Origin of the sequence: Agrococcus citreus (genome assembly GCF_039527715.1) — a bacterium.
Classification (GTDB): domain Bacteria; phylum Actinomycetota; class Actinomycetes; order Actinomycetales; family Microbacteriaceae; genus Agrococcus; species Agrococcus citreus.
Genome location: NZ_BAAAKK010000001.1, coordinates 30,328 through 55,426, shown reverse-complemented (window position 1 = coordinate 55,426; position 25,099 = coordinate 30,328). Strand labels below are relative to the sequence as shown.

The following is a 25,099-nucleotide window of genomic DNA, read 5'->3' as shown; positions in this document are numbered from 1 at the left end:
CCGCGACTCCCAGGGGCGCGGCTCCTAGGGGCGCGGGAGCGCGGCCCAGACCGTGGACTCGCCCGAGCCTGCCGCGGCGGCAGCGTCGACGCGGACGGCGGTGTGCCAGCGGCCGTCGAGCTGCACGGCGACCGCGAGCGATCGGTCGGCCTCCTCGAGCGTCCACTCGTACGCCCGGGTCGCCGGTGCGGATGCGGGTGCGGATGCGGACGCGGATCCGGAGGCGGCGTCGGCGCTCGTCGTCTGCTGCCTCGCGGCGACCGTGACGGTGCGGCACGGCGGGAAGTGATCCTCCCCGGCGCCGAAGCCGACCGCGACGGAGCAGATGAGGTGCTCGCCGGGCGAGAGCCCGTCGAACCGCCAGGAGTAGCCGTGGCGACCGGGGATGCCGTACGCGAACAGGTGGTCGCTCGGCAGGTCCGCGAGCGTCGCGCCCATCCACCGCCCGTCGATCGTCACGCCGACCTGGATCGACCGGAAGAGGTCGGAGTGGTCGGCCGCCCACCCCGAGACGGTCACGCTCGAGCCGCTCACCGCGGCATCCATCGTCGAGATCGCGTCGAACCGCGCACGCACGGAGTCGAGGGTCGCGCCCTTGGTGACGAAGCGGTCGAGGAGTCGGGCCGCGGCCATCTGGCCGGGGAAGTTCAAGTGCGTGAGGTCGTGCTCGTTGAGCCAGAAGGAGCGCGGGTTGAAGCCCTGCTCGACCGCGTCGCGATCGGCTCGAGTCGGCTCGATGCCCGCCTCGTAGAGGGCGCCGTTCGCGAGGTACTCGTCGAGCGGGATGTAGCGCTGGCCGTACCAGCGCTCGAGCTGCGCATTGATCTCGACGCGGTTGCGGCCGCGCTCGCTCCAGCGGTCGCTCCACGCGGGCGTCACCGACACGACCCAGATCGGCGCATCCGAGACCGACTGGTGCGCCTCGACGATCGCGGCGACGTCCTGCAGCACGCGGTCGGGCCGCTCGAGGTTGTTCGTGCCCGCCCAGACGATCGAGGCGGCGCCGGCGCGCGGCCGCTGCAGCGACTGGATGGGCGTGCCGACCGGCACCGCGACCGCCGCGCCCTGCCCCTCGCGCTCGAAGCGCCACGGCTGCGACAGGTCGGGGCGGTGGTTCAGCAGCCCCTCGACGCCGTTGATGGATGCGCGCATCACGACCCGACCCGTGAGCTGCGCCGACTCCACGAGGCCGATGGGCTCGGCGAGCTCGACGAAGCCGGATGCAGGGATGACGGCGGGGCGCGAGAGCGAGAGCTGGTGCAGCCCGGCCGCGATCGCGATGGAGGTCGAGGTCATGCCGCCGATCGCGAAGTTGTGCAGCTCGACGCCCGGCATCGTCGCGCCGAGCGCCTGCGGAGCGGGGCGGCACAGGGCGTCGAGCATGCTGTCGCCGTAGCACTGCACGACGGCGGGGGCGGGCGCTGCCGCGGGCGTCCGCACCTCCGTCGCCTGCCCCGCGGGAGCCTGTCCCAAAGGCGATTGCGCTGCCGGGAGCTGGGGCGCGGCCTGCGCCGTCGGTGCCGCGACGGCGGAGGTGACGGCGACGAGCGAGACGACGGCAGCGGCGAGCAGTGCGCGCAGGGCGGGGAGCTGGAGCATGGAGCGGGTCCTCGAGCGGTGAGCGAACCGGGAGGATCGCGCTGTACCCCTACCCTAGTGACACATCGTCAGCACTCGGCCGCCGCGTGCCGAACCACCCCGAAGGGCTCCATGCACGCTCGACGCCGCCACGGCCGCTCGGCGCTCGCCGCCGTCACCGCCCTCGGGATGGCCGCGCTGCTGGCGTGGACGGCCGCCGCTCCCGCATCCGCCGCGGTCTATACGTTCGAGCGCATCGGCGGCGCCGATCGCTTCGCGACCTCGAGCATGATCTCCGAGCGCATGCCGGACCAGCGCAGCAGCACGGTCTTCCTCGCGTCGGGCGTCGTCTCGCCCGATGCGCTCGCGGCAGCCCCGGTCGCGGCGGCGGCGGGCGCCCACCTGCTGCTCACCGACAGCGGCACGCTGCGCGAGCCCACCCGCGCCCGGCTCGCCGCGCTGCGGCCCTCCACGATCGTGATCGTCGGCGGGATGCCGTCGATCAACGGCACGGTCGAGGCCGCCGTGCGCACCACCGTGCCGGGCGCGAGGATCGAGCGCGTCGCGGGCGCCGACCGCGTCGAGACGTCGCTCCTGCTGCTCGAGCGCATGCGGAAGACGAGGGCCGTCGACCGCGTCTGGATCGTCGACGGCTGGAGCTTCGCCGACGCGCTGAGCGCATCCGCGATCGCCGCGCGCCATGGTCACGCGATCGTGCTCGCGCACGCCGACGCCGACTGGTGGTCGGCGACGGCCCTCGACCGACTCGGCGCGGTCTCGGGCTTCGCGATCGCCGGCGGCCCGACCTCCGTCTCGACCGCGATCGAGGAGCGCCTCGCGCAGCGGCCGGGCGCGACCGTCGCGCGCTTCGGCGGCACCGACCGCTACGAGACGAGCGCGCTCGTCAACGCCGCGTTCACGCCCTCGGTCGCGGGCTCCCGCGTCTACATGGCCTCGGGCGAGACCTTCCCGGACGGGCTCGCGGCCGCGCAGCTCGCCGCGGCGAACGGGTCGACGCTCTACCTCGCGCCGCGGCTGTGCCACAACCACGACGCGGTCATGCGCGACGTGCAGCGCCTCGGGGCGACGAGGCTCGTCGCCGTGGGCTCCATCGAGACGCTCTCGGCGGGCTCGGCCATGCTGACGCAGTGCGGGCAGCAGCCGCCGTCCATCCCGAGCCCGACGCCGACGCCCACGCCGACGCCCACGGACGCTCCCGCGGAGGGCTCGCAGTCGGGCTGACCGCGATCAGGCGTCGGCGCGCGCGAGCGCGTCGATCGCCCGCAGCACCGCCTGGGCCGCCTCGGCCGTCGCGAGCGGCCGGAAGTGGCCGCTCGCGCGCAGCCGCACCCCCTGCATCCCCTCCGGCACCTCGTTGCCGGGCACGTGCGGATCGATGCGCGGCAGCACGACGTGGATGCGCGCGTCGGCGCTGCGCTCGGCCGCGAGCGCGCGCAGCATCGCGTTCGAGGGGTCGAACTCGCGGATCGCCGCGCCGCGCACCATCCAGGCGCGCGTCGAGCCGGCGAAGGGCGTCGCGAGCGCCACGAGCCCCGTGGGCTGCGGCTGCTGCGGGTGCAGTGCCCGTTCGACCATGAGCCGCTTGCCGATCAGGCCGCCCTTCGAGTGGCCGACGAGCACGACCTTCGCGGCCGGATGCGCGGCGGCGACCGCGTCGACGACGCGGCCCACGACGGGCACCGACTCGAGCACCGGCGCGAGGTTGCGGCCGAGCTCCGGCGCGAAGTGCACGCCCATGCCGGCCTCGGCGAGCCTGCGGCCGAGCGGCTCCATGAAGGGCCAGCGCTCGACGACGCCGGGGATGAGCACGACGTGCACCCGCGCGCCGGGCGGGCCCGAGAGCGAGGGCGGCCGGGGGTCGAGGTTGCCGCGCAGGTGCATGCGGGCGGCGAACAGGTAGTCGCGCGCCCACACGGCGACCTCGCCGGGGATCATCGCGCGAACTCCATCACGATGCGCGCGACCGGCTCTGCCGCGGTCACCATCGCCTCGTGGCCCTTGCCGCGCGCGATCCGCAGCTCGCCGTCCGGCAGCAGGTCGCGCACCTGCGAGGCCCAGTCCGCAGGCACGACCCGGTCCTCGTCGCCCCGGATGACGAGCGTCGGCTGCGCGACGCGCGGCAGCACGTCGCGCAGGTCGTGCTCGAGCATCGAGCGGAGCTTGCGCAGGTACCAGCGCGCACCGGTCTGCAGGTACATCCGCGCCCCGACGAGGGCGACGATGGGCGGGTCGTTCGCGAGGTCCTGCAGCAGCCGCAGCCCCTGCACCCAGCCGCTGCGCTCACGTGGGTTGACGGTCGGTGCGATGAGCACCACGCGCCGCACGAGGTCGGGATGCCGAGCGGCGAGCTCGGCGACGACCTGGGTGCCCATGGAGTGCCCGAGCGCGACGATCGGCGCGTCGACCATGGCGCGCAGCGCATCCGCCACGAGGTCGGCGAGCTCGGGCATCGGCAGGCTCTCGGCAGGCTCGGGAGAGTCGCCGAAGCCGGGCAGGTCGAGGGCGATGACGTCGAGCTCGGCCGAGAGCGCCTCGCGCAGCAGCCCGAAGTACTGCTGGCCCATGCCGATGCCGTGCACGAGCAGCAGGACCGGCGCGCCCTCGCGCCGCCAGCGGCGCAGCAGCAGCACGTGGTCGCCGTCGACGTGGGATGCGACGACCGCGTCGTCGGCGGTGTCGGCGGCTGCTCGCCACTCGGCGACGCCTGCGGGCGTGGGCACATGCATCCCATCAGGGTACGAGGCGCACCTGCGTGCGCCCCGGGTCAGTCGGTCGCGTCGGGCAGCGCGCGCAGCGCCCAGAAGGGGCCCACGACGACGAAGACCGCCGAGAGCACCTGCCCGATCGCGCCGATCCACATCGCCGGCACGACGCCGAGCCACGTGCCGAGCGCGCCCGCCGCGAGCGCGGAGAGCGGCATGACGCCCCAGACGCAGAAGCGGATGGAGGCGTTCATGCGGCCGAGCAGTCGGGCCGGCGTGATGCGCTGGCGGAAGGTGACCTGCGTGATGTTGTAGAGCAGCACCGTGGCGCTCGCGACGAAGAACTGGACCACGAGCAGCGGGAACGCGATCGTGGGGAACGCGGCGGCGAGCGGCAGCAGGCACGCGACGACGCTGAACGCGATCGCGCTGACGGGGATCGCTCGCGCCTCACCGATCCGCCGCACGATGTGCGGGGTCGCGATCGCGCCGGCGAGCCCGCCGACGGCGCCGAGCGAGAAGACCACGCCCATCGCCGCCGGGATGAAGCCGAGCTCGCGCAGCAGGAAGATCGGCAGCAGCGTGAACGAGAGCGTGCTCGAGAAGTTGAAGACGCCGGTCGTCATCACGATGCGGCGTAGCAGCGGGTTGCCGAACACCCAGCGCATGCCCTCGCCGATCTCGCGCAGGATCGGTGCGCGGTCGTCGGCGGCGCGCGGCTCCTCGTGATCGCGCGTCAGCAGCAGCGCGACGGCCGAGGCCGCGTAGGTGCCGACGGTCGCGAGGATCGCGACCGGCGCCGCGACGATGCCGATGAGCCAGCCGCCCACAGCCGGGCCGCCGATGTTCGCGACCTGGTAGGTCGCCTCGAGCTTGCCGTTCGCCTCCGCCATCTGCGCCGGCCGCACGAGCGACGGGATGAGGCTCTGGTACGAGACGTCGAAGAACACGGTCGCGACGCCCACCACGAGGGCGACGGCGTACAGGTGCCACATCTCGAGCACGCCCGCCCACCACAGCAGCGGCAGCGCCGCGAGCGCGACGGCACGCACGGCATCCGCCCAGATCATGACGTGGCGCTTGCGCATGCGGTCGATCCACGCCCCCGCGGGCAGGCCGACGACGAGGAAGGCGGCGACCCCGGCGGCGCCCAGGAACCCGACCTCGAGCTCGGTGGCGCCGAGCAGCAGCACCGCGAGCACCGGGATCGCGAGCTCCGTCACCTGCGAGCCGAGCTGCGCGAGCGCCTGTCCGCTCCACATCGTGAGGAAGTTGCCGTCGCGCCACAACGAGCGGTGCACCCGCGTCGGCGCGGCCTGTGATTGGGACATGTCGATCAGTGTGCGCCGTCGATTGAGCGTTGTCAATCAGTCGGCTAGTGTGGCGGCATGGGCGACGAGCGGATCGAGCTGCGAGCGGACGACACCGACGCCCGAGCGCAGGCGATGGCGCGAGCGCTCAGCTCGCCGCTGCGCCTGCGCGCGCTGCGGCTGTGCGCGTTCGAGTCGCGCACGAACAAGGAGCTCGCCGAGCTGCTCGACGTCAATCCCGGCACGATGCTCCACCACGTGCGCACGCTCGTGCAGAACGGCTTCCTCGCGGCCGAGCCCGAGCGCGCCGGAGCGGGTGGCGCGCGCGAGGTGCCGTACCGCGCGACCGGGCTGTCGTGGCGCACGTCGATGCCGGGCGGCTCGCCCGTGCTCGTCGAGACCTTCCTGCAGCAGATCGAGGGCCTCTCCCCCGACGAGCTCGACGCGTCGTGGATGGGGATGCGGCTCGACGACGCGCACCGCGCGGAGTTCGAGGAGCGGCTCTTCGCCCTGCTCGACGAGTTCCGCGAGCGCGGACCCGACGAGGGCGGCACGCCGCTCGGCTTCTTCTCCGCCCTCTACGCCGACCGCAACCCGCGCCCGGCGCGCGGCTGACGCAACCGGGGCGCCCACGCACGTCCGCGCGGTGGGAGGATGGCCGGCATGAGTGAGCCGACGACGACGCAGAGCACGACCACGCAGAGCACGACAGCGCAGAGCACGAGCACGCAGAGCACGACCAACCGTTCGACGACGCCGACCTCGACGGCGTTCACGGAGCACATCCAGTCGGGCTGGGCGGAGCGCGAGGCGACGACGCCCGACGCGCGCCCCGCTGCCGCGCCCGCGGCCGAGCGGCGTGCGCGGCTGTCGGCGATGCACCCGGGCGTGCGGCTCGTCATCCCGGCCGGATCGCTCAAGGTGCGCTCGAACGACACCGACTACCCCTTCCGCGCGCATGCCGACTTCACGTACCTGACCGGCTGGGGCTCGGATGCGGAGCCCGACTCGGTGCTCGTGCTCGAGCCCGCTGGCTCCGGCCACGAGGCGACGCTGTACTTCCGCGGACCGGCGGGGCGCGGCACGACGGAGTTCTACGCGAACCCCGCGATCGGTGAGTTCTGGGTGGGCCCGCGACCGTCGCTCGAGCACGTCGCCGCCGACCTGGGGCTCGCGACCGCCGACCTCGGCGCGCTCGACGAGGCGCTCGAGGCCGACGGCTCGACGCTCGTCGTCACGGGCGCCGACCCCGAGGTCGAGGCCCGCCTCGGCGACGCGAACCCCGACGGCGACACCCTCGCTCGCGACCTCAGCGAGCTGCGGCTCGTGAAGGACGCCTGGGAGCTCGCCGAGGTGCAGGCCGCCGTCGACGCGACCGCGCGCGGCTTCGACGACGTGATCGCCGACCTCACCGAGGCAACGCGGCACGAGCGCGGCGAGCGCGTCGTGGAGGGCGCGTTCCACCGGCGCGCGCGGCTCGACGGCAACGCGGTCGGCTACGACACGATCGCGGCATCCGGCCACCACGCGTGCTACCTGCACTGGACGCGCAACGACGGCGTCGTGCGCGAGGGCGACCTCATCCTGCTCGACGCGGGCGTCGAGGTCGACAGCCTCTACACCGCCGACATCACGCGCACGCTGCCGATCTCGGGCACCTTCAGCGAGGTGCAGCGGCGCGTCTACGACGCGGTCGTCGAGGCGGCCGACGCGGCCTTCGCGATCGTGCGCCCGGGCATCGTCTTCAAGGAGGTGCACGCCGCCGCGATGGAGGTCATCGCGCGACGCACCGCCGAGTGGGGGCTGCTGCCCATCTCGGCCGAGGAATCGCTCGAGCCCGACCAGCAGCTGCACCGCCGCTGGATGGTGCACGGCACGAGCCATCACCTCGGCCTCGACGTGCACGACTGCGCGCAGGCGCGGCGCGACTTCTACCACGACGGCATCGTGCGCGAGGGGATGGTCTTCACCATCGAGCCCGGCCTCTACTTCCAGGCCGACGACCTGACGGTGCCCGAGGAGCTGCGCGGCATCGGCATCCGAATCGAGGACGACATCGTCGTCACCGCCGACGGCGCCCGCAACCTCTCCGCGGCCATCCCGCGCACGGCCGACGAGGTCGAGGCGTGGATGCGCGAGGTGCGCGAGCGCTGACCCGCGCGGGCGGCGCTCGCCCGGCTCAGCCGAGCACGAGCGTGACCGCGATCACGAGCATGACGATCGCGATGCCGCCGTCGAGGATGCGCCAGGCGCGCTCCGTGCGCAGCAGCGGCGCGAGGAAGCGCGCGCCGTAGCCGAAGCCGACGAACCACAGCGTGCTCGCCGCGATGCCGCCCGCGAGGAACCACCACCGCGCGTCGCCGTGCGTCGCGGCGACCGAGCCGAGCACGACGGTCGTCTCGACGATCGCGTGCGGGTTGAGCCAGGTGACGGCGAGGATCGTCGCGAGGGTCGCGAGCCGACCGCTGCGGCGGCGCGTCGCGACCTGCGCGCCGCTCCCCGACGGCTCGGGCTGCGCGTCCTCGGGCTGCGCGTCGGGCGCCGCCTCGAGCGACCCGCCGCCGCGCCACGCGCGCCGGGCGCTCAGGAGCGCGAAGCCCACGATGAAGGCGGCGCCTGCCCAGCGGGCGATCGTCTCGAGCCACGGGTGCGCCGTCACGAGCGAGGCGACGCCGGCGACGCCGATCAGCTGCAGGACCGCGTCGCTCACGACGCACACGATCACCACGATGCCGACGTGCTCGCGGCGCAGGCCCTGTCGCAGCACGACGGCGTTCTGCGCGCCGATCGACAGGATGAGGCCGAGGCACAGCCCGAAGCCCGACAGCAGCGCGACGATCCCTTGGTCCATGACGACGACGCTACGCGCGACACCAGATGCAGTCCAGCGCATGATCCTGCAGCATCGTAAGCAGTGCTTCATCTAGGATCAGCGAATGGACCTCCCCCTCGAGCTGCTGCGCACGCTCGCCGCCGCCGTCGACGCCGGCACGCTCGACCGAGCGGCGGTGCAGCTCGGCGTCACGCCGAGCGCGGTGAGCCAGCGCATCCGCACGATCGAGCAGCGGGTCGGCCGCGTCGTGCTGCAGCGCACGAAGCCCGTGCGCGCGACGGAGGCGGGCGAGGCGCTCGTGCGGCTCGCGCGCCAGCTCGCGCTCCTCGAGCACGACGCGCGCGTCGCGCTCGGCACCGACGCTGCCGCGCAGCGCGTGCCGCTCGCCGTCAATGCCGACTCCCTCATCACGTGGTTCATGCCCGCGCTCTCCGCCGTCGCGGCAGCGCGGTCGGTGACGTTCGAGCTGCACCGCGAGGATCAGGAGCGCACCGCGCAGCTGCTCGAGGACGGCACCGTCATGGGCGCCGTCACCTCGCAGCGCGCGCCGGTCGCCGGCTGCATCGCGTCGCCGCTCGGACGGATGCGCTACATCGCCGTCGCCGAGCGCGGATTCGCCGAGCGCTGGTTCGCCGACGGCCTCTCGCGCGCTGCCCTCGAGGCGGCGCCGATCGTCGACTTCGACCGCCACGACACCCTCCAGTCGCGGTTCGCGCACCGGCACGGCGCGAGGGCCGACGCGCCCCGGCACGTCATCTCCGCATCCGCCGAGTACGCCGAGGCCGTGCGCATGGGGCTCGGCTGGGGCATGCTGCTGCCCGGCCAGTTCGAGGCCGGCATGGCCGACGGCTCGCTCGTGCAGCTCGCGGAGTCGGGCGTCGAGGTGCCGCTGTGGTGGCAGCGCTGGAACCTCTCGTCGCCGCTGCTCGACCTCGTGACGGATGCGGTGCAGACGGCCGCGCGCACCTCGCGCGCGCTCGCCTGACCGCGCGACTGGATGTGCTGGCGCGGTGTGGTCTTATGGAGCCGTGCACGCCTCCGACACCGCCATCTCGCTCACGATCGACGGATCGCCCGACCTCGGCAGCGGCGTGCTGCAGTCGCTCTACCGCATCACCGGTCGCTCGAGCGTCGAGCTGCGCGACGCGATCCGCGCGGGTGAGCCCGTGTACACGGCGGCGCTCTTCGGCAGCGACCACATCGAGGTCGTGCCGCGGCTGCAGCGCACGCTCGAGCACCTCGATGGCCTCGGCCTCCGCTGCACGATCGACGAGTGGCGCGAGGGCGTCCGAGCGCCGATCTCGCGCGAGGTCATGCTCGAGATCCTCGAGGTCAGCGACGCCGAGGAGCGCTGACGCCGACGCTGACGGGCGCTGACGCCGCGGCGCCTCAGCGCGGCGCTGGCGGCGCGGGCGGCTGCTGGCCCGCCGACGTGGGCGCGGGCGGCGACGGCACCGCGGCATCCTCGCGCTGGCCGATGATGTGCATCGCCTTGCCCGCCGTCTCCTGCGGCGCGACGACGTCGTAGCGGGCCGCGAGCACCTGCTGCACCGACGCGTAGTCGCGCTTGCGCCGCGTCATCGCGTGCGAGGTGAGCCCGAGGAGGATGCCGAACGAGATGCCGAGCGCCGGGAACAGCAGCACCGACGCGATCGCCTCGGGCACGAAGAGCAGGTAGACGAGGCCGATGAACGCGCCGAAGCCGAGGCCGCGCATCGCGCCCTGCAGCGCGACCTTGCCCCACGTGAGCCGGCCGACGATGCGCTCGACGAGCTTGAGGTCGTTGCCGATGATCGCGAGCCCCGCGATCTCGGCCTGCGCGCCCGACACCTTCGCCACCGCGGCCTGCGCCTGGTCGTAGGTCTCGTAGGAGGCCACGACGACACCGCGCGGCAGATGCTGGTCGCCGCTGGCGGATCGCTGGAACATGCTCACGGCCCCAGTCTCCCATGCGCCGCGGCGGCGCCTCCGGGCGGTTCGCTCTCGGCGTCACACCTCGACCGGGGGTGCCGGGCGGTACGTTGGACGCCATGAGCGCACCCACCGTGTTCGTCGCGCGCCTCGCCGGCGCGGGCGTCTTCGATCCCGCTGGAGAGCGGATCGGCAAGGTGCGCGATGTCGTGACGGTGCCGCGCGTCGCGGCATCCCCGCGCGTCGTCGGACTCGTCGTCGAGGACCGCGGCCGCACGCGCGTCTTCCTCTCGATCGGCCGCGTGCTGTCGATCGGCGGCGGCCAGCTCATCGCCTCCGCGATCAGCGACCGACGGTTCCGCCAGCGCGGCGGCGAGCGGCTGCTGCTCGCCGATGTGCTCGGCCGCACCGTGACGCTGCGCGACGGCTCCCCCGCGATCGTCGAGGACCTCTCGATCGCCGAGCGCGGACCGGGCGAGTGGGAGGTCGACGAGCTCTTCCTCCGCAAGCCCAAGGTCGGCCCGTTCGGCAAGGGACCGACGACGCTCGCCCGCTGGACCGAGGTGCAGCACGCGTCCGACGCGGAGCACGACACCGACCACCTGCTCGCCTCGCTGGACGAGCTCGCGGCCGCCGACGCCGCATCCGCCATGCTCGACCTGCCGCAGCAGCGCATGATGGAGGTCGCCGAGGACCTGTCCGACGACCGCCTCGCCGACATCCTCGAGGAGATGCACGAGGATCGGCAGATCGAGATCCTCAACGCGCTGCAGGACGACCGCGCCGCCGACGTGCTCGACCAGATGGAGCCCGACGACGCCGCCGACCTCATCGCGCACATGTCGACCGACCGCGGCGAGGCGCTGCTCGACCTCATGGACCCGGATGAGGCCGAGGACGTGCGCATGCTGCTCGCGTTCGGCGCCGACACAGCGGGCGGCCTCATGACGACCGAGCCGATCATCCTCGCCTCCGACGGCACCGTCGCCGAGGCGCTCGCGCTCATGCGCCGCCACGAGGTGGCCCCGGCGCTCGCGGCCGCGGTGTGCGTGACGCTCCCGCCCTACGAGGCCCCGACCGGCCGCTACCTCGGCATGGTGCACTTCCAGCGGCTGCTCCGGTACCCGCCGAACGAGCGCGTCGGCACGCTGCTCGACGAGCAGATCGAGCCCGTGCTCACGAGCGACACCGCGGCGGAGGTGACGCGGCAGATGGCCGCCTACAACCTCGTCTCGGTGCCGGTCGTCGACACCGCCGGCAGGCTCGTGGGCGTCGTCACGATCGACGACGTGCTCGACCACCTGCTGCCGGCCGACTGGCGCGCGCAGGAGGACTCGCATGGCTGACCGCGACGAGCAGTTCGCGCGGCCCAAGGCCCGCCGCCGCTTCACGATGCCGAAGTCGCAGGATCGCTTCGGCCGCTTCACCGAGTCGTTCGCCCGCGCGATGGGCACGCCCGCCTTCCTCATCGGGATGACGATCTTCGTCACCTTCTGGCTCGGCTACAACTCGATCGCGCCCGCCGACGCGCAGTTCGACCCGCAGGACCAGGGCTTCCCGCTGCTCACGCTCGTGCTGAGCCTGCAGGCGTCGTACGCCTCGCCGCTGCTGCTGCTCGCGCAGAACCGCCAGGACGACCGCGACCGCGTGCAGATCGAGCAGGACCGGCTGCGCGCCGAGCGCAACCTCAACGACACCGAGTACCTCGCGCGCGAGGTCGTTGCGCTGCGCATGGCGATGCGCGACATGGCGACGCGCGAGTTCATCCGCGCCGAGCTCCGGAGCTTCGTCGACGACCTCGACGAGCGGCGCGAGCCCGCGTCTTGATCGACCCCCTGCTCGAGCGCGCGCTCGGCACCGTCATCGATCCCGAGATCCGCCGGCCGCTCGTCGAGCTCGACATGATCCCGGCCGCGACGATCGACGCGGGCGTCGCGCGCATCCGCCTCGAGCTGACGGTCGCGGCATGCCCCGCCGCTGACCGGATCGAGGCGGATGTGCGGCAGGCGGCCGCGTCGGTGCCGGGCGTCGATGCCGTGGCGGTCGAGGTCGCCATCATGGACCCCGCGAAGCGCCAGGCCCTCGTCGAGCGGCTGCGCGGCTCGCGGCCCGCGCAGTTCGGCCCCGACACGCTCACGCGCATCATCGCGATCGCGAGCGGCAAGGGCGGCGTCGGCAAGTCGACCGTGACCGCGAACCTCGCGGTCGCGCTTGCCGCGCGCGGACTCGCGGTGGGCGTGATCGACGCCGACGTGCACGGCTACTCGATCCCGGCGCTGCTCGGCTGCGACGCGAAGCCGACGCGCGTCGGCGACATGATGATGCCGCCCGAGGCGCACGGCGTGCGGCTCGTCTCGATCGGCATGTTCGTCGACGGCAACCGCTCCGTCTCGTGGCGCGGGCCGATGCTGCACCGCACCCTGCAGCAGTTCGTCACCGACGTCTGGTGGGGCGACCTCGACGTGCTGCTCATCGACATGCCGCCCGGCACCGGCGACGTGGCGATCTCGCTCGGCCAGATGCTGCCGCACGCGCAGGTGCTCGTCGTGACGACGCCGCAGCGCGCGGCGGCCGACGTCGCGGAGCGCGCCGCGGAGGTCGCGCGGCAGACGGGTCAGCAGGTGCTCGGCGTGGTCGAGAACATGGCGGGGCTCGCGCAGCCCGACGGCTCGATCCTCGAGCTCTTCGGCGCGGGCGGCGGCGACGAGGCGGCGCGACGGCTCGACGTGCCGCTGCTCGCGCGCATCCCGCTCTCGGTCGCGCTCCGCGAGGGCGGCGACGAGGGCGCTCCGGTCGTGGCGACCGAGCCGACCGATCCCGCGGCCGCCGCGATCATCGCCCTCGCCGAGGCCCTGCGAGGCACCCGCCCGATCGCGGGCCGCCCCCTCCCCTTCGCCCCGGCCTGACGGGCCTCCCCGCCCCTGAGTGGTCACTTCCGCGTCCGACTGGTCACTCCCGTGCCTGAGTGGTCACTCCTGCGCCTGAGTGGTCACTCCTGCGCCTGAGTGGTCACTCGCACGCGTGACTGGTCACTCCCGCACGTGAGCGGTCGCTGCTCCGGATGTGCGGCGCACCCGGGATGGTCAAGGATGCAATGAGCGGGCGACGCGACCGGAGTGGGACACGGGTGCGTAGTCGAAGGACCGTACCGCCCGGTGCGTCTCTGGCATCCAGGCTTGCGTGCCCTCTCCACCTTGGCGACTGCCCGACTGAGCTGCAGGATCGACCACTGACGCGCAGAAGTGACCACTCAAGCGCGGACGTGACCACTGACGCGCAGAAGTGACCACTCAAGCGCGGGATTGACCACTCAAGCGTGGAAGTGACCACTCAAGCGCGGGATTGACCACTCAGGCGCGGAGATGACCACTCAGACGCGGAGATGACCACTCAGGCGCGGGAGACGCCGCTCGGCGGCGGGCGGTTACGTGGCCTCGTCGTCGAAGCGCATGGGGCCCGCGTCGCGGGTGGGGAGGCCCGAGACCGTCGCGACCGAGGATGCCGCCGCGGCGGCCGCGAAGTCCGCGGGCTTCGGGTCGTCGCGCAGCGCATCCATGACGATGCGGCGCGGGTCGTACTGCCGCGGGTCGAGCCGGCGCCAGTCGACCTCGTCGAACTCCGGGCCCATCTCCTCGCGCATCCGCTCCTTCGCTCCGCCGGCGAGGTCGCGCAGGCCGCGCACGAGGGCGCCGAGCTTCTCCGCGAGCGCGGGCAGCCGCTCGGGGCCGATGAGGATGGCCGCGAGCACTGCGATCAGCAGCAGCTTGTCGAGGGTGATGCCTGCGAGGGACACAGCTCCAGGGTAGTCGAGCACGACTCGGCGGCGAGCCTGGAGGCGGCGCTCGCACCGCACGGCTAGGGTCGTGGACGGAGGAACCGTGCCTACTGAATCGCTCATCGCCAAGTACCTCGACGACCTCGCGAGCGAGGACGAGGTCTTCACCGCCGCGCGCGACGCCTCCGTCGAGCTCGGCATCACGCCCATCGCGCCCGCCGTCGGCGCGCAGCTCGCCGCGGTCGCCGCGTCGACGCAGGCCGCCGCGATCCTCGAGGTCGGCACGGGCGCGGGCGTCAGCGGCCTGTGGCTGCTGCGCGGCGCTCCCAGTGCGACGCTCACGTCGATCGACACCGAGCTCGATCACCAGCAGCACGCGCGCGCGGCGTTCGCGAAGGCCGGCATCCCGGTGACGCGCGCCCGCCTCATCACGGGCAAGGCGCGCGACGTGCTCCCCCGCATGAACGAGGCGAGCTACGACATCGTCTTCCTCGACGCCGACCAGGCGGGGATGCTCGAGTACGTCGAGCACGCCCTCGCGCTCGTGCGCGTCGGCGGCTCCGTGCTCGTCGCCCATGCGCTGCTCGGTGGCAAGGTCGCCGACCCCGCGCAGCGCGACGACGCCGTCGCCGACGTGCGCGCGCTGCTCAAGGAGCTCTCGACGAGCGACGCCGTGCAGGCCGCCGTCCTGCCCGTCGGCGACGGCCTGCTCCAGATCGTGCGCAAGCCCGAGCCGCCCGCTCCACAGCGCTAGACCGCAGCACTGGTCTCCGCGACGCGCCTGCGCGCGCCCCGAGACAGCGAGAGGGGGCCGATCCGCCATGGATCGGCCCCCTCTCAGTCAGCCCGTGGGCCAGACGTGCTCAGGCGGTGACGACGACCTCGCCCAGCGCCTTGTGCAGCGCTGCAGCCTCGGCGTCGTTGACGGAGACGACGAGGCGTCCGCCGCCCTCGAGAGGGACGCGGACGACGATGACCCGACCCTCCTTGACGGCCTCGAGCGGTCCATCTCCGGTGCGTGGTTTCATGGCGGCCATAGAGGCACCCCTTTCGGTTCTCTGCTGCCGCTATTGTCTCACGTTCTCGTGCGGGCTTTTTCGATGGCGACCCACTGACAGCAGTGGTAGCGCGCGCGGCTCGCGGCTACGGCACGGTCCAGTCGGCGCCGTCCACGTGCCAGCAGAACCAGATCCAGACCGGCTGCAGCACGATGCACGCACCGAGCAGGAGCGCTCTCACCCACGTCGGGCGCAGGGCCGCGAGCAGCGCGGCCGCGGGGAAGATGGGCATGAGCAGCCGCCAGGTCGACGACTGCGGGAACCACACCGCCGCGAGGTAGAGCAGGTACGCGATCGTCCAGAGCCGCGGCTCGAGCGCGACGCCCGTGCGCCACGGCCCCGCGAGCAGCGCGACCGCCGCTGCCACGATGCCGACGAGCCAGAGCGGCCACCACGCGCCGAACCACCACTCGAGCCCGATCGGCCACGGCGTGAGCGGCACGAGCTCCTGCCTGCCGATGTAGGCGGAGCGCCAGCTGAGCTCGGTCTCGAGGTACGCGCTCGTGCTGCCGGTGACGAGGGTGCACGCGATGAGCCAGCCGAAGCCCCAGAGCGCGCTCCACGCCCCGAGCCCCACGAGCATCCGTCGCTCATCGGCGGGGAAGGATGCGCGGTCGCGCGAGAGGCGGATGAGGAACCACAGCCCGAGCGCGAGGGCGAAGGCGAGCCCGCCAGGGCGGGTGAGCGAGAGCACGGGCAGCAGCACCCACAGCCACGGCCACGCGCGCAGCCGCCACGCGAGCAGCACGCCCGCGAGCAGCAGCAGGAAGAGCGGCTCCGCGTAGCCGAGCTGGAAGACGGGGGCCGTGGGCGACAGCAGCACGATCGCGAGCGCGAAGCGCTCCCGGCCGGGGGCGATGTCGGCGAACAGCCGGTAGGCGACCAGCGCGAACGCGAGCGACGCCGCGACGGAGACGAGCACCGCCGCCGCCTCCCACGGCAGCCCCACCGCGGTGAGCAGCCGCGCAACCATCGGGTAGACGGGCATGAACGCCCACGCGTTCTCGCCCACGTGGCCCTCGTCGTCGAGCGGCAGCTCTGCCGGGTAGCCTGCGACCGACACGATGAAGTACCAGTGGGCATCCCACATCGTGGAGTAGTCGAGCAGGCCGGGGCCCGCGGGCGTCCACGAGCTCTGCTCCTGGCGGCCCGCGAAGGCGGCGAGGAACGCGGTGCTGATCAGCCGGGAGACGAGCCAGAGCGCCGCGGGCCACAGCCACCAGCGCTCGACACCTGCGCCCGAGCCGCCCGCGCCGAGCGGACGGCGCTCGGTCAGGCCGGCGAGAGCCACGTCCGGAGGCTCTCCTCGGTCGCGATGATCTGCGCGATCGGCACCGACTCGTCGTCGGCGTGCGCCTTCGACGGGTCGCCCGGGCCGAAGTTCACCGCGGGGATGCCGAGCGCCGAGAAGCGCGCGACGTCGGTCCAGCCGTACTTCGGCTGCGGGGTCGCGCCGACGGCCGCGATGAACTCGCGCGCGAGCGCGTCGTCGAGCCCCGGTCGCGCGCCGGGCGCGGCGTCGACGACGCGCACCTCGAAGCCCTCGAAGAGGTCGACCACGTGCGCCGTCGCCTCCTCGAGCGAGCGCGAGGGCGCGAAGCGGTAGTTCACCTGCACGATGCACTCGTCGGGGATGACGTTCGTCGCGACCCCGCCGGAGATCATGACGGCGTTGAGGCCCTCGCGGAACGCGAGCCCCTCGACGTCGATCGTGCGCGGCCGGTACGACTGCAGCACCTGGAGCACCTCGGCGGCGTCGTGGATCGCGTTGTGGCCCACCCACGATCGGGCCGAGTGCGCGCGCACGCCGCGCGTGCGGATCTCGGCGCGGAGCGTGCCGTTGCAGCCGCCCTCGATGTGCCCGTTCGACGGCTCGCCGAGGATCGCGAAGTCGCCCTGCATGAGCTCGGGGTGCGCGGCGGCGAGCAGTCGCAGCCCGTTGAGCTCCTCCCCCACCTCCTCGTGGTCGTACCAGATCCACGTGAGGTCGACGATGGGCTCGGCGAGCTCGGCGGCGAGCTTCAGCTGCACCGCGACGCCCGCCTTCATGTCGACGGTCCCGCGGCCCCACAGGTGCGGCTCGCCCTCGACCTCCACCTCGCGGGAGGGCACGTTGCCGTTGATCGGCACGGTGTCGATGTGCCCGGCGATCACGACCCGGCGCTCGCGCCCCAGCTCGGTGCGCGCGACGACCGTGTCGCCCACGCGCGTGACGGTGAGGTGCGGCACGGCCTGCACCGCGGCCTCGATCGCGTCGGCGAGCGGGCCCTCGTTGTCGGAGACGGAGTCGATGTCGCACAGCACGCGCGTCAGCTCGACGCTCGTGGCGGTCAGGTCGAGCGAGAGGGCAGTCATGGGCCCAAGCCTAGACTTGGAGCATGGCTCGCCCCGCACACGGACATGCGCTCGTCACCGTCTTCGACGGGCGGGCGCTCGACGCGTGGTTCCCCTCGCCCGCGCTCGGCGCGGCGAGCGGCGATGAGGCGTGGATGGGCGGCGGCGACCTGGGCGACCAGGCCGGCCCCGTACCGGAGCGCGGCGTCGTGCTCGAGCACCGGCACGTCGAGATCGACCTGGATGCGCCGCCCGCGTCGACGGAGGACGCCTACCTGCGACTGCACCTGCTGAGCCACCGGCTCGTGCAGCCCAATTCGATCAACCTCGACGGCATCTTCGCCGCGCTGCCCGTCGTCGCGTGGACGAACGCCGGCGCCGTCGACCCCGACTGGGCCGCCCGCCACCGCGTGCGGCTGCAGCGCGCCGGCATCCAGGTGCAGCTCGTCGACCGCTTCCCGCGCATGACCGACTTCGTCATCCCCGACGGCGTGCGCATCGGCGACGCCTCGCGCATCCGCCTCGGCGCCCACCTCGCGCCCGGCACCGTCGTCATGCACGAGGGCTTCGTCAACTTCAACGCCGGCACGCTCGGCACCTCGATGGTCGAGGGTCGCGTCTCGCAGGGCGTCGTCGTGGGCGACGGCACCGACATCGGCGGCGGCGCCTCGATCATGGGCACGCTCTCGGGCGGCGGCAAGGAGCGCGTGCAGCTCGGCGAGCGCGTGCTGCTGGGCGCGAACGCGGGCGTCGGCATCTCGATCGGCGACGACTCCGTCGTCGAGGCCGGCCTCTACGTCACGGCCGGCACGAAGGTCACGCTCGTGCCGTCGGGCGAGACCGTCAAGGCCATCGAGCTCTCGGGCAGCCCAGGGCTGCTCTTCCGCCGCAACTCGGTCACCGGCGCCGTCGAGGTCGTCGCGCGCGACGGTCGGGGCGTCGAGCTCAACGCGCTGCTGCACTGACCCGCAGGGTGCGGGCCGCTCCCCTCCCCTGCGCGGCGGAGGCAGCGGTCATTCCCGCGGCGGATGCGTCGTCCAGCCGTCGCTGACAGGCTGTTGCCATGACCTTCGAGTCCGCCGCCCAGCCTGCCCCGACACCCCCGCCGATGCCCTCCACGATGCCCGGTCCCGCGCCGGCCGCCCCGAGCGCGACGCCGGCCCTGCAGCTCGTGCAGCTCGCGAAGCGCTTCGGGCAGAAGGTCGCGGTCGACGGCTTGAGCCTCGTCGTGCCGCAGGGCTCGATGTTCGGCCTCGTCGGCCCGAACGGCGCGGGCAAGACGACGACGCTCTCGATGGCGACGGGGCTCCTGCGGCCCGATCACGGCACCGCCGCGGTGCTCGGCCACGACGTGTGGCGCGACCCGGCGGGCGCGAAGGCCATCACGGGCGTGCTGCCCGACGGCGTGCACCTGTTCGACCGCCTCACGGGCGCCGAGCTGCTGCGCTACAACGGCCTGCTGCGCTCGATGCCGGAGGCGGACGTCGTCTCGCGGTCGGCGGAGCTCATGGATGCGCTCGGGCTCGCCGACACCGCCGGCACGGTCGTCGCCGACTACTCCGCGGGCATGCGCAAGAAGATCGCGCTCGCGTGCGCGCTCATCCACGCCCCTCGGCTGCTCGTGCTCGACGAGCCCTTCGAGGCCGTCGACCCCGTCTCGGGCGAGGCGATCCGCGCGATCCTGCGCGGCTTCGTCGCCTCGGGCGGCACCGTCGTGCTCTCGAGCCACGTCATGGAGCTCGTGGAGTCGCTGTGCGACCACGTCGCGGTCGTCGCCGACGGCCGACTGATCGCGACCGGCACGCTCGACGAGGTGCGCGGCGGCGCGAGCCTGCAGGAGCGCTTCGTGCAGATGGTCGGGCAGCGCCCGAGCGGGACGGAGGGGCTCGCGTGGCTGCGCACTTCATCGCGCTGAGGTACCGGCTGCTGCTCGGCACCCTGCGGCGCAGCCCCTGGGCCATCGTCGCGCTCGTCGTGAGCGTGCTCGGCGGATTGTCGCTGCTCGGCATGACGGCGGTCGGCGCGATCGCCCTGCGCGCGCTCGCGCCCGAGCTCGGCGGTCCTGCCGCGGTGCTCGTCGGCGCGGGCCTCGTCGTCGGCCTCGCGGCGATCTCCGTGCTCATCGGCACGAGCGACCCGCTCGCGGCGGAGCGGTTCAGCCTGCTGCCCGTGCGGCCGCGGCAGCTGCGCCGCGGTCTGCTCGCCGCGCAGCTGCTCGATGTCTGGGGCATCGTGCCGGTGCTCGCCTTCGCGACGCTGCTCATCGTCTGGTCGACCTCGGCGCCGGCGCTCATCACCGCGATCGTCGCGCTCCCGATCGCCGTCGCGACCGTGCTGCTCGTCGCGCGAGTGACGGCCGACCTGCTCGCTCGCCAGCTCGCGAGCAAGCGGGCGCGCGACGCGATGGCGATCCTGCTGCTCGTCGCGATCGTCGGCTTCACCTTCGCGATGCAGAGCATCGCCGTCGGCGTGCGCGCGCTCGGCGACCTCGGCGCGGCCATCGTCACGGCCGCCGAGATCATCGGGTGGACGCCGATCGGCGCGGCGTTCGCGCTCCCCCACGCCGTCGCCTCCGGCGCGTGGCTCGAGGCCGCGGCGAAGCTCGCGATCGCCCTCGCGACCATCGCGATCGCCTGGTGGGGCTGGGGCCGGCTGCTCGAGGAGCGCCTGACCAACCCGATCGTGCTGCGCGGCGGCGGCCGCGTGCGCGAGGGCCGCATGCTCGACCGCCTGCTCCCCGCGACGCCGGTCGGCGCGATCGCGGCCAGGAGCATCCGCTACCGCCGCCGCGACGTGCGCCACCTGCTCAACGTGATCGCCGTGCTCATGCTGCCCGCCGTGATCGCGGGCGTGCAGCTCGTCGGCGACGACATGCCGCGCGAGCCGCTCGTCTTCGTGCCGATGCTCATGGCGATGATCGCCGGGAGCGTCGTGCAGATCGACACCGCGTACGACGCGAGCGCCTTCTCCTGGCACCTGCTCGCCGGCGTGCGCGGCGCGCAGGACCGTGCCGGGCGGCTGCTCGGGATCGGCATCGTCTACGTGCCCGTCATCGTGCTGACGGCCTTCCTCTCCACCGCGGCGGCCGGACGGTGGGAGCTGCTGCCCGCGAGCATCGGCCTCGGCGTCGGAACCTTCGCGCTGCTGAGCGGTGCGCTGCTGTGGCTCGCCGCCTACCTGCCGGGCGAGGCACCCCCGCCGGGCGCCAACCCGCTCGGTCGCGGCTCGTCGGGCGGCGTGCAGTCGCTCGCGGGCCTCGCGCTCGCGTTCCCGCTGCTCGCGATCGTCGGGGCGCCGTACGTGGGGCTCGCCATCGCTGCCTACTGGATCCCGTGGCTCAGCTGGCTGAGCCTCGCGGTCTCGCTGTTGCTCGGCGGCATCTCGGTGTGGCTCGGCATCCGCTTCGGCGGCGCCGCGCTCGACCGTCGGGGCCCCGAGCTGCTCGCGCAGGTGTCGCGGGCGATCTAGGGATCGTCGGGTCGGGGCGTGCGCCGTCCCAGGCCGAGGCGATGCGCGCCTCTGGCCGTGCGATCGCCTCCCGCTGTGACGGGCAGCAGCCCGGGGCGAAGGATGCCGGGATGGATGTGTGCCCGGTCCTGCGGCCTGGCTCAGCCGATGAGCGCCTGCAGCGGACCGCGCACGAAGAAGACGACGAAGAGCGCCGCGACGACCCACAGCAGCGGAGAGATCTGCTTCGCGCGCCCCGAGACCGCGTTGACGACGACCCAGGCGACGAAGCCGACGCCGATGCCGTTCGCGATGTTGTACGTGAGCGGCATCACGACGATCGTGAGGAACGCGGGCAGCGCGACGCGGAAGTCGGTGAAGTCGATGTCGGCGATCTGCGCCATCATCATCGCGCCGACGACGACGAGCGTCGCCGCGGCCACCTCGAGCGGCACGATCTGCGTGAGCGGCGTGAGGAACATCGCCGCGAGGAACAGCAGGCCGGTGACGACCGACGCGAGGCCCGTGCGGGCACCCTCGCCGACGCCCGCTGCGGAGTCGACGAACACGGTGTTCGACGAGGCGCTCGCGCCGCCGCCCGCGACGGCGCCGAAGCCCTCGACGATGAGGGCGCGCTTGAGGCCCGGGAACTGGCCGTCGGGCGTCGACAGGCCCGCCTGGCGCGCGAGCCCGGTCATCGTGCCCATCGCGTCGAAGAAGTTCATGAACACGAGCGTGAAGATGAACATCGTCGTGGCGAGCACGCCGATGCGCTCGAACGACCCGAACGAGACCTGGCCGACGAGCGAGAGGTCGGGCAGCGCGACGATGCTCGTGGGCAGCGCGGGCGCATTGAGGTTCCACGCGTCGAGGTTCTGCCCGAGCGAGGGGCCGACCTTGAAGATCGACTCGAGGATGATCGCGATCACCGTCGTGACGACGATGCCGATGAGCAGCGCGCCCTTGACGCGGAGCGCGAGCAGGACGCCCATGAGCACGACGCCGATGACGAAGACGGCCGTCGGCAGCGACGTGATCGAGCCGCCGTCGCCGAGCTGCACGGGCGGCGACGCGGTGCCGGTCGAGCGCACGAAGCCGGAGTCGACGAATCCGATGAACGCGATGAAGAGGCCGATGCCGACGGCGATCGCGCTCTTGAGCGCGGGCGGCACCGCGTCGAAGATCATGCGGCGCAGGCCCGTGGCGGCGAGCACGACGATGATGACGCCGTTGATGAGCACGAGCCCCATCGCCTCGGGCCACGTGAGCTCGCCGACGAGGCCGAACGCGAGGAACGAGTTGATGCCGAGCCCCGCGGCGAGCCCGAACGGCACGTTCGCGATGAGGCCCATCGCGAGCGTCATGAGACCGCCGACGAGGGCCGTGACGGCCGCCACCTGGTCGTTGGGCAGCCAACCGCCCTCGACGTCGGTCGCGGCCTGCTCGGGCGAGAAGCCGCCGATGATGAGCGGGTTCAGCACGATGATGTACGCCATCGCGAAGAACGTGACGAGGCCGCCGCGCACCTCCTGCGAGACGCTCGAGCCGCGCTCGCTGATCTTGAAGAAGCGGTCGACGGCGCCCGTCGGCTTCGCCTGCATGGTGCGGGTCACGGTTGCTCCAGGATGGTGGCCGCGCAGGCGGCGGGGTGAGGGGTGGAGAGCCGGCGGCTCAGATGTGGCGCTCGACCGGGCCGACGTACAGCTGCTGCGGGCGGCCGATCTTCGTCTGCGGGTCGAGCATCATCTCGCGCCAGTGCGCGATCCAGCCGGGCAGCCGGCCGATCGCGAACAGCACCGTGAACATCCGCTCGGGGAAGCCCATCGCCTTGTAGATCACGCCGGTGTAGAAGTCGACGTTCGGGTAGAGCTTGCGCTCGCGGAAGTAGTCGTCGGCGAGCGCGACCTGCTCGAGCTCCTGCGCGATGTCGAGCAGCGGGTCGCGCACGCCGAGCTGCGCGAGCACCTCCTCGGCGGATGCCTTCACGAGCTTCGCGCGCGGGTCGTAGTTCTTGTAGACGCGGTGCCCGAAGCCCATGAGCTTCACGCCCTGCTCCTTGCGCTTCACGCGCTCGACGAAGCGCTCGACGCCCTCGCCCGAGTCGCGGATGCCGCGCAGCATCGAGAGGACGGCCTCGTTCGCCCCGCCGTGCAGTGGGCCGGACAGCGCGTGGATGCCTGCGGAGACCGACGCGAACAGGTTGGCGTCGGTGGAGCCGACGAGCCGCACGGTCGAGGTCGACGCGTTCTGCTCGTGGTCGGCGTGCAGGATGAGCAGGCGCTCGAGCGCGCGCACCATCACCGGGTTCTGCACGTACTCCTCGGCCTGGATGCCGAAGTTGAGCTTGAGGTAGTTCTCGACGAACGAGAGCGAGTTGTCGGGGTAGAGGAACGCCTGGCCGATCGACTTCTTGTGCGCGTACGCGGCGATCACGGGCATCTTCGCGAGCAGCCGGATGGTCTGCTTGTCGACCTTCTCGGGGTCGCGCGGGTCGTGGTCGTGCTCGTAGTAGGTCGAGAGGGCGCTCACGGCGCTCGAGAGGGCGCTCATCGGGTGCGCGTCGCGCGGCAGCGCGTCGAAGAAGCGGCGAAGGTCCTCGTGCAGCAGCGTGTGGCGGCGCACGCTGTGGTCGAAGGCGGCGAGCTCGTCCTCGTTCGGCAGCTCGCCGTGGATGAGCAGGTGCGCGACGTCGAGGAAGGTCTTCTGCTCGGCGAGCTCCTCGATGGGGTAGCCGCGGTAGCGCAGGATGCCGGCGTCGCCGTCGATGTACGTGATCGCGCTGCGCGTCGCCGAGGTGTTGACGAAGCCGTAGTCGAGGGCGGTGAGCCCCGTGTCGCGCGTGAGCTTCGACACATCGATGGCGGAGCGGCCGTCCGAGGCCTCCAGCACGTCGAGCTCTGTCGAGCGGCCGTCATGCTGCAGGGTCACGGTGCGGGGAGCCCGCTCCTCGACGGAAGCGGCGGGCTGCGTAGCGGTGTCCTCTGTCGTCACCAGGACAGCCTACCGATCGTCGGCGGACGCTCTGCCACGGCCCTTCGCACGCGCGAGCCGGTCACGCTCGCAGGCGCGCCGCAGCCCGTGCGATGTCGTCGTCGGATGCGGTGAGCGCGACGCGCACGCGCGTCGCGTCGCCGTAGAAGCTGCCGGGCGCCGCGAGGATGCCGAGCGCCGCGAGCGCGTCGACCTGCGCGAGCGCGTCGGTGCCGTCCGTCGCCCAGAGGTAGAGGCCCGCGTCGGAGCGCACGTCGAAGCCGCGCGCCTCGAGCGCGGGCAGCAGCCGCGCCCTGCGGGCTCGGTAGCGCTCCCGCTGCTCGTCGACGTGGTTCGCGTCGCGGAGCGCGACGGCGAGGGCGTGCTGCACGGGGCTCGGCGCCATGAGCCCGAGGTGCTTGCGCACGGCGAGCACGCGCTGGACGACGTCGACGTCGCCCGCGATGAACGCAGCCCGGTAGCCGGCGAGGTTCGACTGCTTGCTGAGCGAGTAGACGGCGACGAGCCCCGAGAGGTCGCCGTCCGTCACGCGCGGGTCGAGGACCGAGGGCGCCTCGTCGACCGTCCACGGCAGCAGCGCGTAGCACTCGTCGCTCGCGACGACGATCCCCCGCTCGCGGGCGGCGCGCACGACGCGGCGCAGCGCATCCACCCCGAGCACGTCGCCGGTCGGGTTCGACGGCGAGTTGAGCCAGACGAGCCGCGTCGTCGCCGGCCAGTCGTCGGGGTCGTCGGCGCGCACGGGCGTCGCGCCCGCCATGCGGGCGCCGATGTCGTAGGTCGGGTAGGCGACCGACGGGTGCACGACCGCGTCGCCCGCCCCGAGGCCGAGCTGCAGCGGGAGCCCGGCGACGAGCTCCTTCGAGCCGATCGTCACGAGCACGCCCCGCTCGTCGAGCCCCGGCACGCCGCGCACGCGCGCGAACCAGTCGACGATCGCGTGCCGTGCCGCCGGGGTCCCCCAGTTCGTCGGGTAGGCGTGCGCGTCGGTCGCCTCGCGCAGTGCCTGCTGCAGCAGCTCGGGGGTGGGGTCGACGGGCGAGCCGACGCTCAGGTCGATGAGGCCGTCCGGGTGCTGCGCGGCGCGGCCCTTGGCCCCGGCGAGCGTGTCCCAGGGGAAGTCGGGCAGCAGTGCCACG

Annotated in this window: 25 protein-coding genes; 12 read left to right on the top strand and 13 right to left on the bottom strand. The window is 73.1% G+C overall.

What is annotated here, in order from left to right; genetic code table 11:
- Positions 1-24: 24 nt before the first annotated feature.
- Positions 25-1,599: an SGNH/GDSL hydrolase family protein gene (locus ABD106_RS00260; RefSeq protein ID WP_343916171.1), complete on the bottom strand. Its 1,575-nt coding sequence runs from the start codon at positions 1,597-1,599 to the stop codon at positions 25-27.
- Between the two features lie 111 nt (positions 1,600-1,710).
- Between ABD106_RS00260 and ABD106_RS00255 the strand changes: the two genes are divergently transcribed.
- A complete protein-coding gene (locus tag ABD106_RS00255; RefSeq protein WP_343916169.1) occupies positions 1,711-2,820 on the top strand; it encodes a cell wall-binding repeat-containing protein in 1,110 nt (369 codons plus the stop codon).
- 6 nt (positions 2,821-2,826) lie between these two features.
- On the opposite strand, the gene ABD106_RS00250 is transcribed toward ABD106_RS00255, so the two are convergent.
- From ABD106_RS00250 to ABD106_RS00240, 3 genes are read right to left on the bottom strand one after another with little or no spacing between them, the layout of a single operon-like run.
- Positions 2,827-3,534, bottom strand: a complete 708-nt coding sequence (locus ABD106_RS00250; protein ID WP_343916167.1) for a lipase family protein — start codon at positions 3,532-3,534, stop codon at positions 2,827-2,829.
- Positions 3,531-4,325 carry an alpha/beta fold hydrolase gene (locus tag ABD106_RS00245; RefSeq protein WP_343916165.1) on the bottom strand — a complete coding sequence of 265 codons (795 nt, stop codon included), beginning with the start codon at positions 4,323-4,325 and terminating at the stop codon, positions 3,531-3,533. Before ABD106_RS00245 ends, ABD106_RS00250 begins: the two co-directional genes overlap by 4 nt.
- Positions 4,326-4,363: 38 nt before the next feature.
- Entirely contained in the window at positions 4,364-5,632 is a 1,269-nt protein-coding gene (locus tag ABD106_RS00240; RefSeq protein ID WP_343916163.1) for an MFS transporter, read from the bottom strand.
- Positions 5,633-5,689: 57 nt separating this feature from the next.
- Here ABD106_RS00240 and ABD106_RS00235 point away from each other — a divergent pair, with 57 nt between their 5' ends.
- A complete protein-coding gene (locus ABD106_RS00235) occupies positions 5,690-6,226 on the top strand; it encodes an ArsR/SmtB family transcription factor (RefSeq protein ID WP_343916161.1) in 537 nt (178 codons plus the stop codon).
- Between the two features lie 48 nt (positions 6,227-6,274).
- Complete coding sequence (locus ABD106_RS00230; RefSeq protein ID WP_343916159.1) at positions 6,275-7,765, top strand: aminopeptidase P family protein; 1,491 nt, start codon at positions 6,275-6,277, stop codon at positions 7,763-7,765.
- A 25-nt stretch (positions 7,766-7,790) separates the two neighbouring features.
- Here ABD106_RS00230 and ABD106_RS00225 read toward each other — a convergent pair whose 3' ends face one another.
- Positions 7,791-8,462: a LysE/ArgO family amino acid transporter gene (locus ABD106_RS00225; RefSeq protein WP_343916157.1), complete on the bottom strand. Its 672-nt coding sequence runs from the start codon at positions 8,460-8,462 to the stop codon at positions 7,791-7,793.
- 85 nt (positions 8,463-8,547) lie between these two features.
- Between ABD106_RS00225 and ABD106_RS00220 the strand changes: the two genes are divergently transcribed.
- On the top strand, positions 8,548-9,429 hold the full coding sequence (locus ABD106_RS00220; protein WP_343916155.1) for a LysR family transcriptional regulator ArgP: 882 nt from the start codon (positions 8,548-8,550) through the stop codon (positions 9,427-9,429).
- Between the two features lie 43 nt (positions 9,430-9,472).
- The gene (locus ABD106_RS00215; RefSeq protein ID WP_343916153.1) at positions 9,473-9,799 is read left to right on the top strand and encodes a hypothetical protein; all 327 of its coding nucleotides are present in this window, start codon (positions 9,473-9,475) and stop codon (positions 9,797-9,799) included.
- Positions 9,800-9,833: 34 nt separating this feature from the next.
- Here the strand turns inward: ABD106_RS00215 and ABD106_RS00210 are convergent, their stop codons facing one another.
- Positions 9,834-10,373: a YflT domain-containing protein gene (locus ABD106_RS00210; protein WP_343917820.1), complete on the bottom strand. Its 540-nt coding sequence runs from the start codon at positions 10,371-10,373 to the stop codon at positions 9,834-9,836.
- 101 nt (positions 10,374-10,474) lie between these two features.
- Here ABD106_RS00210 and ABD106_RS00205 point away from each other — a divergent pair, with 101 nt between their 5' ends.
- Genes ABD106_RS00205 through ABD106_RS00195 form a run of 3 tightly spaced genes read left to right on the top strand, consistent with a single transcriptional unit; the run spans position 10,475 to position 13,261 of the window.
- Entirely contained in the window at positions 10,475-11,701 is a 1,227-nt protein-coding gene (locus ABD106_RS00205) for a magnesium transporter MgtE N-terminal domain-containing protein (protein WP_343916151.1), read from the top strand.
- Entirely contained in the window at positions 11,694-12,182 is a 489-nt protein-coding gene (locus ABD106_RS00200; protein ID WP_343916149.1) for a DUF1003 domain-containing protein, read from the top strand. Before ABD106_RS00205 ends, ABD106_RS00200 begins: the two co-directional genes overlap by 8 nt.
- Positions 12,179-13,261 carry an Mrp/NBP35 family ATP-binding protein gene (locus ABD106_RS00195; RefSeq protein ID WP_343916147.1) on the top strand — a complete coding sequence of 361 codons (1,083 nt, stop codon included), beginning with the start codon at positions 12,179-12,181 and terminating at the stop codon, positions 13,259-13,261. Before ABD106_RS00200 ends, ABD106_RS00195 begins: the two co-directional genes overlap by 4 nt.
- A gap of 518 nt (positions 13,262-13,779) precedes the next feature.
- On the opposite strand, the gene ABD106_RS00190 is transcribed toward ABD106_RS00195, so the two are convergent.
- Positions 13,780-14,148, bottom strand: coding sequence for a twin-arginine translocase TatA/TatE family subunit (locus tag ABD106_RS00190; protein WP_343916145.1), 369 nt, complete (start codon positions 14,146-14,148; stop codon positions 13,780-13,782).
- Between the two features lie 85 nt (positions 14,149-14,233).
- Here ABD106_RS00190 and ABD106_RS00185 point away from each other — a divergent pair, with 85 nt between their 5' ends.
- Entirely contained in the window at positions 14,234-14,884 is a 651-nt protein-coding gene (locus ABD106_RS00185; protein WP_343916143.1) for an O-methyltransferase, read from the top strand.
- 109 nt (positions 14,885-14,993) lie between these two features.
- Here ABD106_RS00185 and ABD106_RS00180 read toward each other — a convergent pair whose 3' ends face one another.
- The 3 genes from ABD106_RS00180 to dapE form a co-directional block, all read right to left on the bottom strand.
- On the bottom strand, positions 14,994-15,167 hold the full coding sequence (locus tag ABD106_RS00180; RefSeq protein ID WP_123698332.1) for a DUF3117 domain-containing protein: 174 nt from the start codon (positions 15,165-15,167) through the stop codon (positions 14,994-14,996).
- Between the two features lie 106 nt (positions 15,168-15,273).
- Complete coding sequence (locus ABD106_RS00175; RefSeq protein WP_343916140.1) at positions 15,274-16,479, bottom strand: hypothetical protein; 1,206 nt, start codon at positions 16,477-16,479, stop codon at positions 15,274-15,276.
- A complete protein-coding gene (gene dapE, locus ABD106_RS00170) occupies positions 16,461-17,543 on the bottom strand; it encodes a succinyl-diaminopimelate desuccinylase (protein WP_343916138.1) in 1,083 nt (360 codons plus the stop codon). The genes ABD106_RS00175 and dapE overlap by 19 nt, the downstream gene beginning before the upstream one ends.
- A 23-nt stretch (positions 17,544-17,566) precedes the next feature.
- On the opposite strand from dapE, the gene ABD106_RS00165 reads away from it, so the two are divergent.
- From ABD106_RS00165 to ABD106_RS00155, 3 genes are all read left to right on the top strand, one after another.
- Positions 17,567-18,487 (top strand): tetrahydrodipicolinate N-succinyltransferase N-terminal domain-containing protein, encoded by a 921-nt coding sequence (locus ABD106_RS00165; protein ID WP_343916136.1) that lies wholly within the window; start codon positions 17,567-17,569, stop codon positions 18,485-18,487.
- Between the two features lie 98 nt (positions 18,488-18,585).
- Entirely contained in the window at positions 18,586-19,437 is an 852-nt protein-coding gene (locus ABD106_RS00160; protein WP_425545694.1) for an ABC transporter ATP-binding protein, read from the top strand.
- Positions 19,413-20,990 (top strand): hypothetical protein, encoded by a 1,578-nt coding sequence (locus ABD106_RS00155; RefSeq protein WP_343916135.1) that lies wholly within the window; start codon positions 19,413-19,415, stop codon positions 20,988-20,990. Before ABD106_RS00160 ends, ABD106_RS00155 begins: the two co-directional genes overlap by 25 nt.
- A gap of 140 nt (positions 20,991-21,130) precedes the next feature.
- On the opposite strand, the gene ABD106_RS00150 is transcribed toward ABD106_RS00155, so the two are convergent.
- From ABD106_RS00150 to dapC, 3 genes are all read right to left on the bottom strand, one after another.
- On the bottom strand, positions 21,131-22,570 hold the full coding sequence (locus ABD106_RS00150; protein WP_343917815.1) for an NCS2 family permease: 1,440 nt from the start codon (positions 22,568-22,570) through the stop codon (positions 21,131-21,133).
- A 70-nt stretch (positions 22,571-22,640) separates the two neighbouring features.
- Positions 22,641-23,891, bottom strand: coding sequence for a citrate synthase (locus tag ABD106_RS00145; protein WP_425545712.1), 1,251 nt, complete (start codon positions 23,889-23,891; stop codon positions 22,641-22,643).
- A 130-nt stretch (positions 23,892-24,021) separates the two neighbouring features.
- On the bottom strand, positions 24,022-25,098 hold the full coding sequence (gene dapC, locus ABD106_RS00140; protein WP_343916132.1) for a succinyldiaminopimelate transaminase: 1,077 nt from the start codon (positions 25,096-25,098) through the stop codon (positions 24,022-24,024).
- Position 25,099: the final 1 nt, after the last annotated feature.

What these genes read in the sequence shown, in the direction of transcription:
- ABD106_RS00260 (WP_343916171.1), bottom strand. Translation starts at nt 1,599, where the DNA reads ATGCTCCAGCTCCCCGCCCTGCGCGCACTGCTCGCCGCTGCCGTCGTC.
- ABD106_RS00255 (WP_343916169.1), top strand. Translation starts at nt 1,711, where the DNA reads ATGCACGCTCGACGCCGCCACGGCCGCTCGGCGCTCGCCGCCGTCACC.
- ABD106_RS00250 (WP_343916167.1), bottom strand. Translation starts at nt 3,534, where the DNA reads ATGATCCCCGGCGAGGTCGCCGTGTGGGCGCGCGACTACCTGTTCGCC.
- ABD106_RS00245 (WP_343916165.1), bottom strand. Translation starts at nt 4,325, where the DNA reads ATGCATGTGCCCACGCCCGCAGGCGTCGCCGAGTGGCGAGCAGCCGCC.
- ABD106_RS00240 (WP_343916163.1), bottom strand. Translation starts at nt 5,632, where the DNA reads ATGTCCCAATCACAGGCCGCGCCGACGCGGGTGCACCGCTCGTTGTGG.
- ABD106_RS00235 (WP_343916161.1), top strand. Translation starts at nt 5,690, where the DNA reads ATGGGCGACGAGCGGATCGAGCTGCGAGCGGACGACACCGACGCCCGA.
- ABD106_RS00230 (WP_343916159.1), top strand. Translation starts at nt 6,275, where the DNA reads ATGAGTGAGCCGACGACGACGCAGAGCACGACCACGCAGAGCACGACA.
- ABD106_RS00225 (WP_343916157.1), bottom strand. Translation starts at nt 8,462, where the DNA reads ATGGACCAAGGGATCGTCGCGCTGCTGTCGGGCTTCGGGCTGTGCCTC.
- ABD106_RS00220 (WP_343916155.1), top strand. Translation starts at nt 8,548, where the DNA reads ATGGACCTCCCCCTCGAGCTGCTGCGCACGCTCGCCGCCGCCGTCGAC.
- ABD106_RS00210 (WP_343917820.1), bottom strand. Translation starts at nt 10,373, where the DNA reads ATGTTCCAGCGATCCGCCAGCGGCGACCAGCATCTGCCGCGCGGTGTC.
- ABD106_RS00205 (WP_343916151.1), top strand. Translation starts at nt 10,475, where the DNA reads ATGAGCGCACCCACCGTGTTCGTCGCGCGCCTCGCCGGCGCGGGCGTC.
- ABD106_RS00200 (WP_343916149.1), top strand. Translation starts at nt 11,694, where the DNA reads ATGGCTGACCGCGACGAGCAGTTCGCGCGGCCCAAGGCCCGCCGCCGC.
- ABD106_RS00180 (WP_123698332.1), bottom strand. Translation starts at nt 15,167, where the DNA reads ATGGCCGCCATGAAACCACGCACCGGAGATGGACCGCTCGAGGCCGTC.
- dapE (WP_343916138.1), bottom strand. Translation starts at nt 17,543, where the DNA reads ATGACTGCCCTCTCGCTCGACCTGACCGCCACGAGCGTCGAGCTGACG.
- ABD106_RS00165 (WP_343916136.1), top strand. Translation starts at nt 17,567, where the DNA reads ATGGCTCGCCCCGCACACGGACATGCGCTCGTCACCGTCTTCGACGGG.
- ABD106_RS00160 (WP_425545694.1), top strand. Translation starts at nt 18,586, where the DNA reads ATGACCTTCGAGTCCGCCGCCCAGCCTGCCCCGACACCCCCGCCGATG.
- ABD106_RS00150 (WP_343917815.1), bottom strand. Translation starts at nt 22,570, where the DNA reads ATGCAGGCGAAGCCGACGGGCGCCGTCGACCGCTTCTTCAAGATCAGC.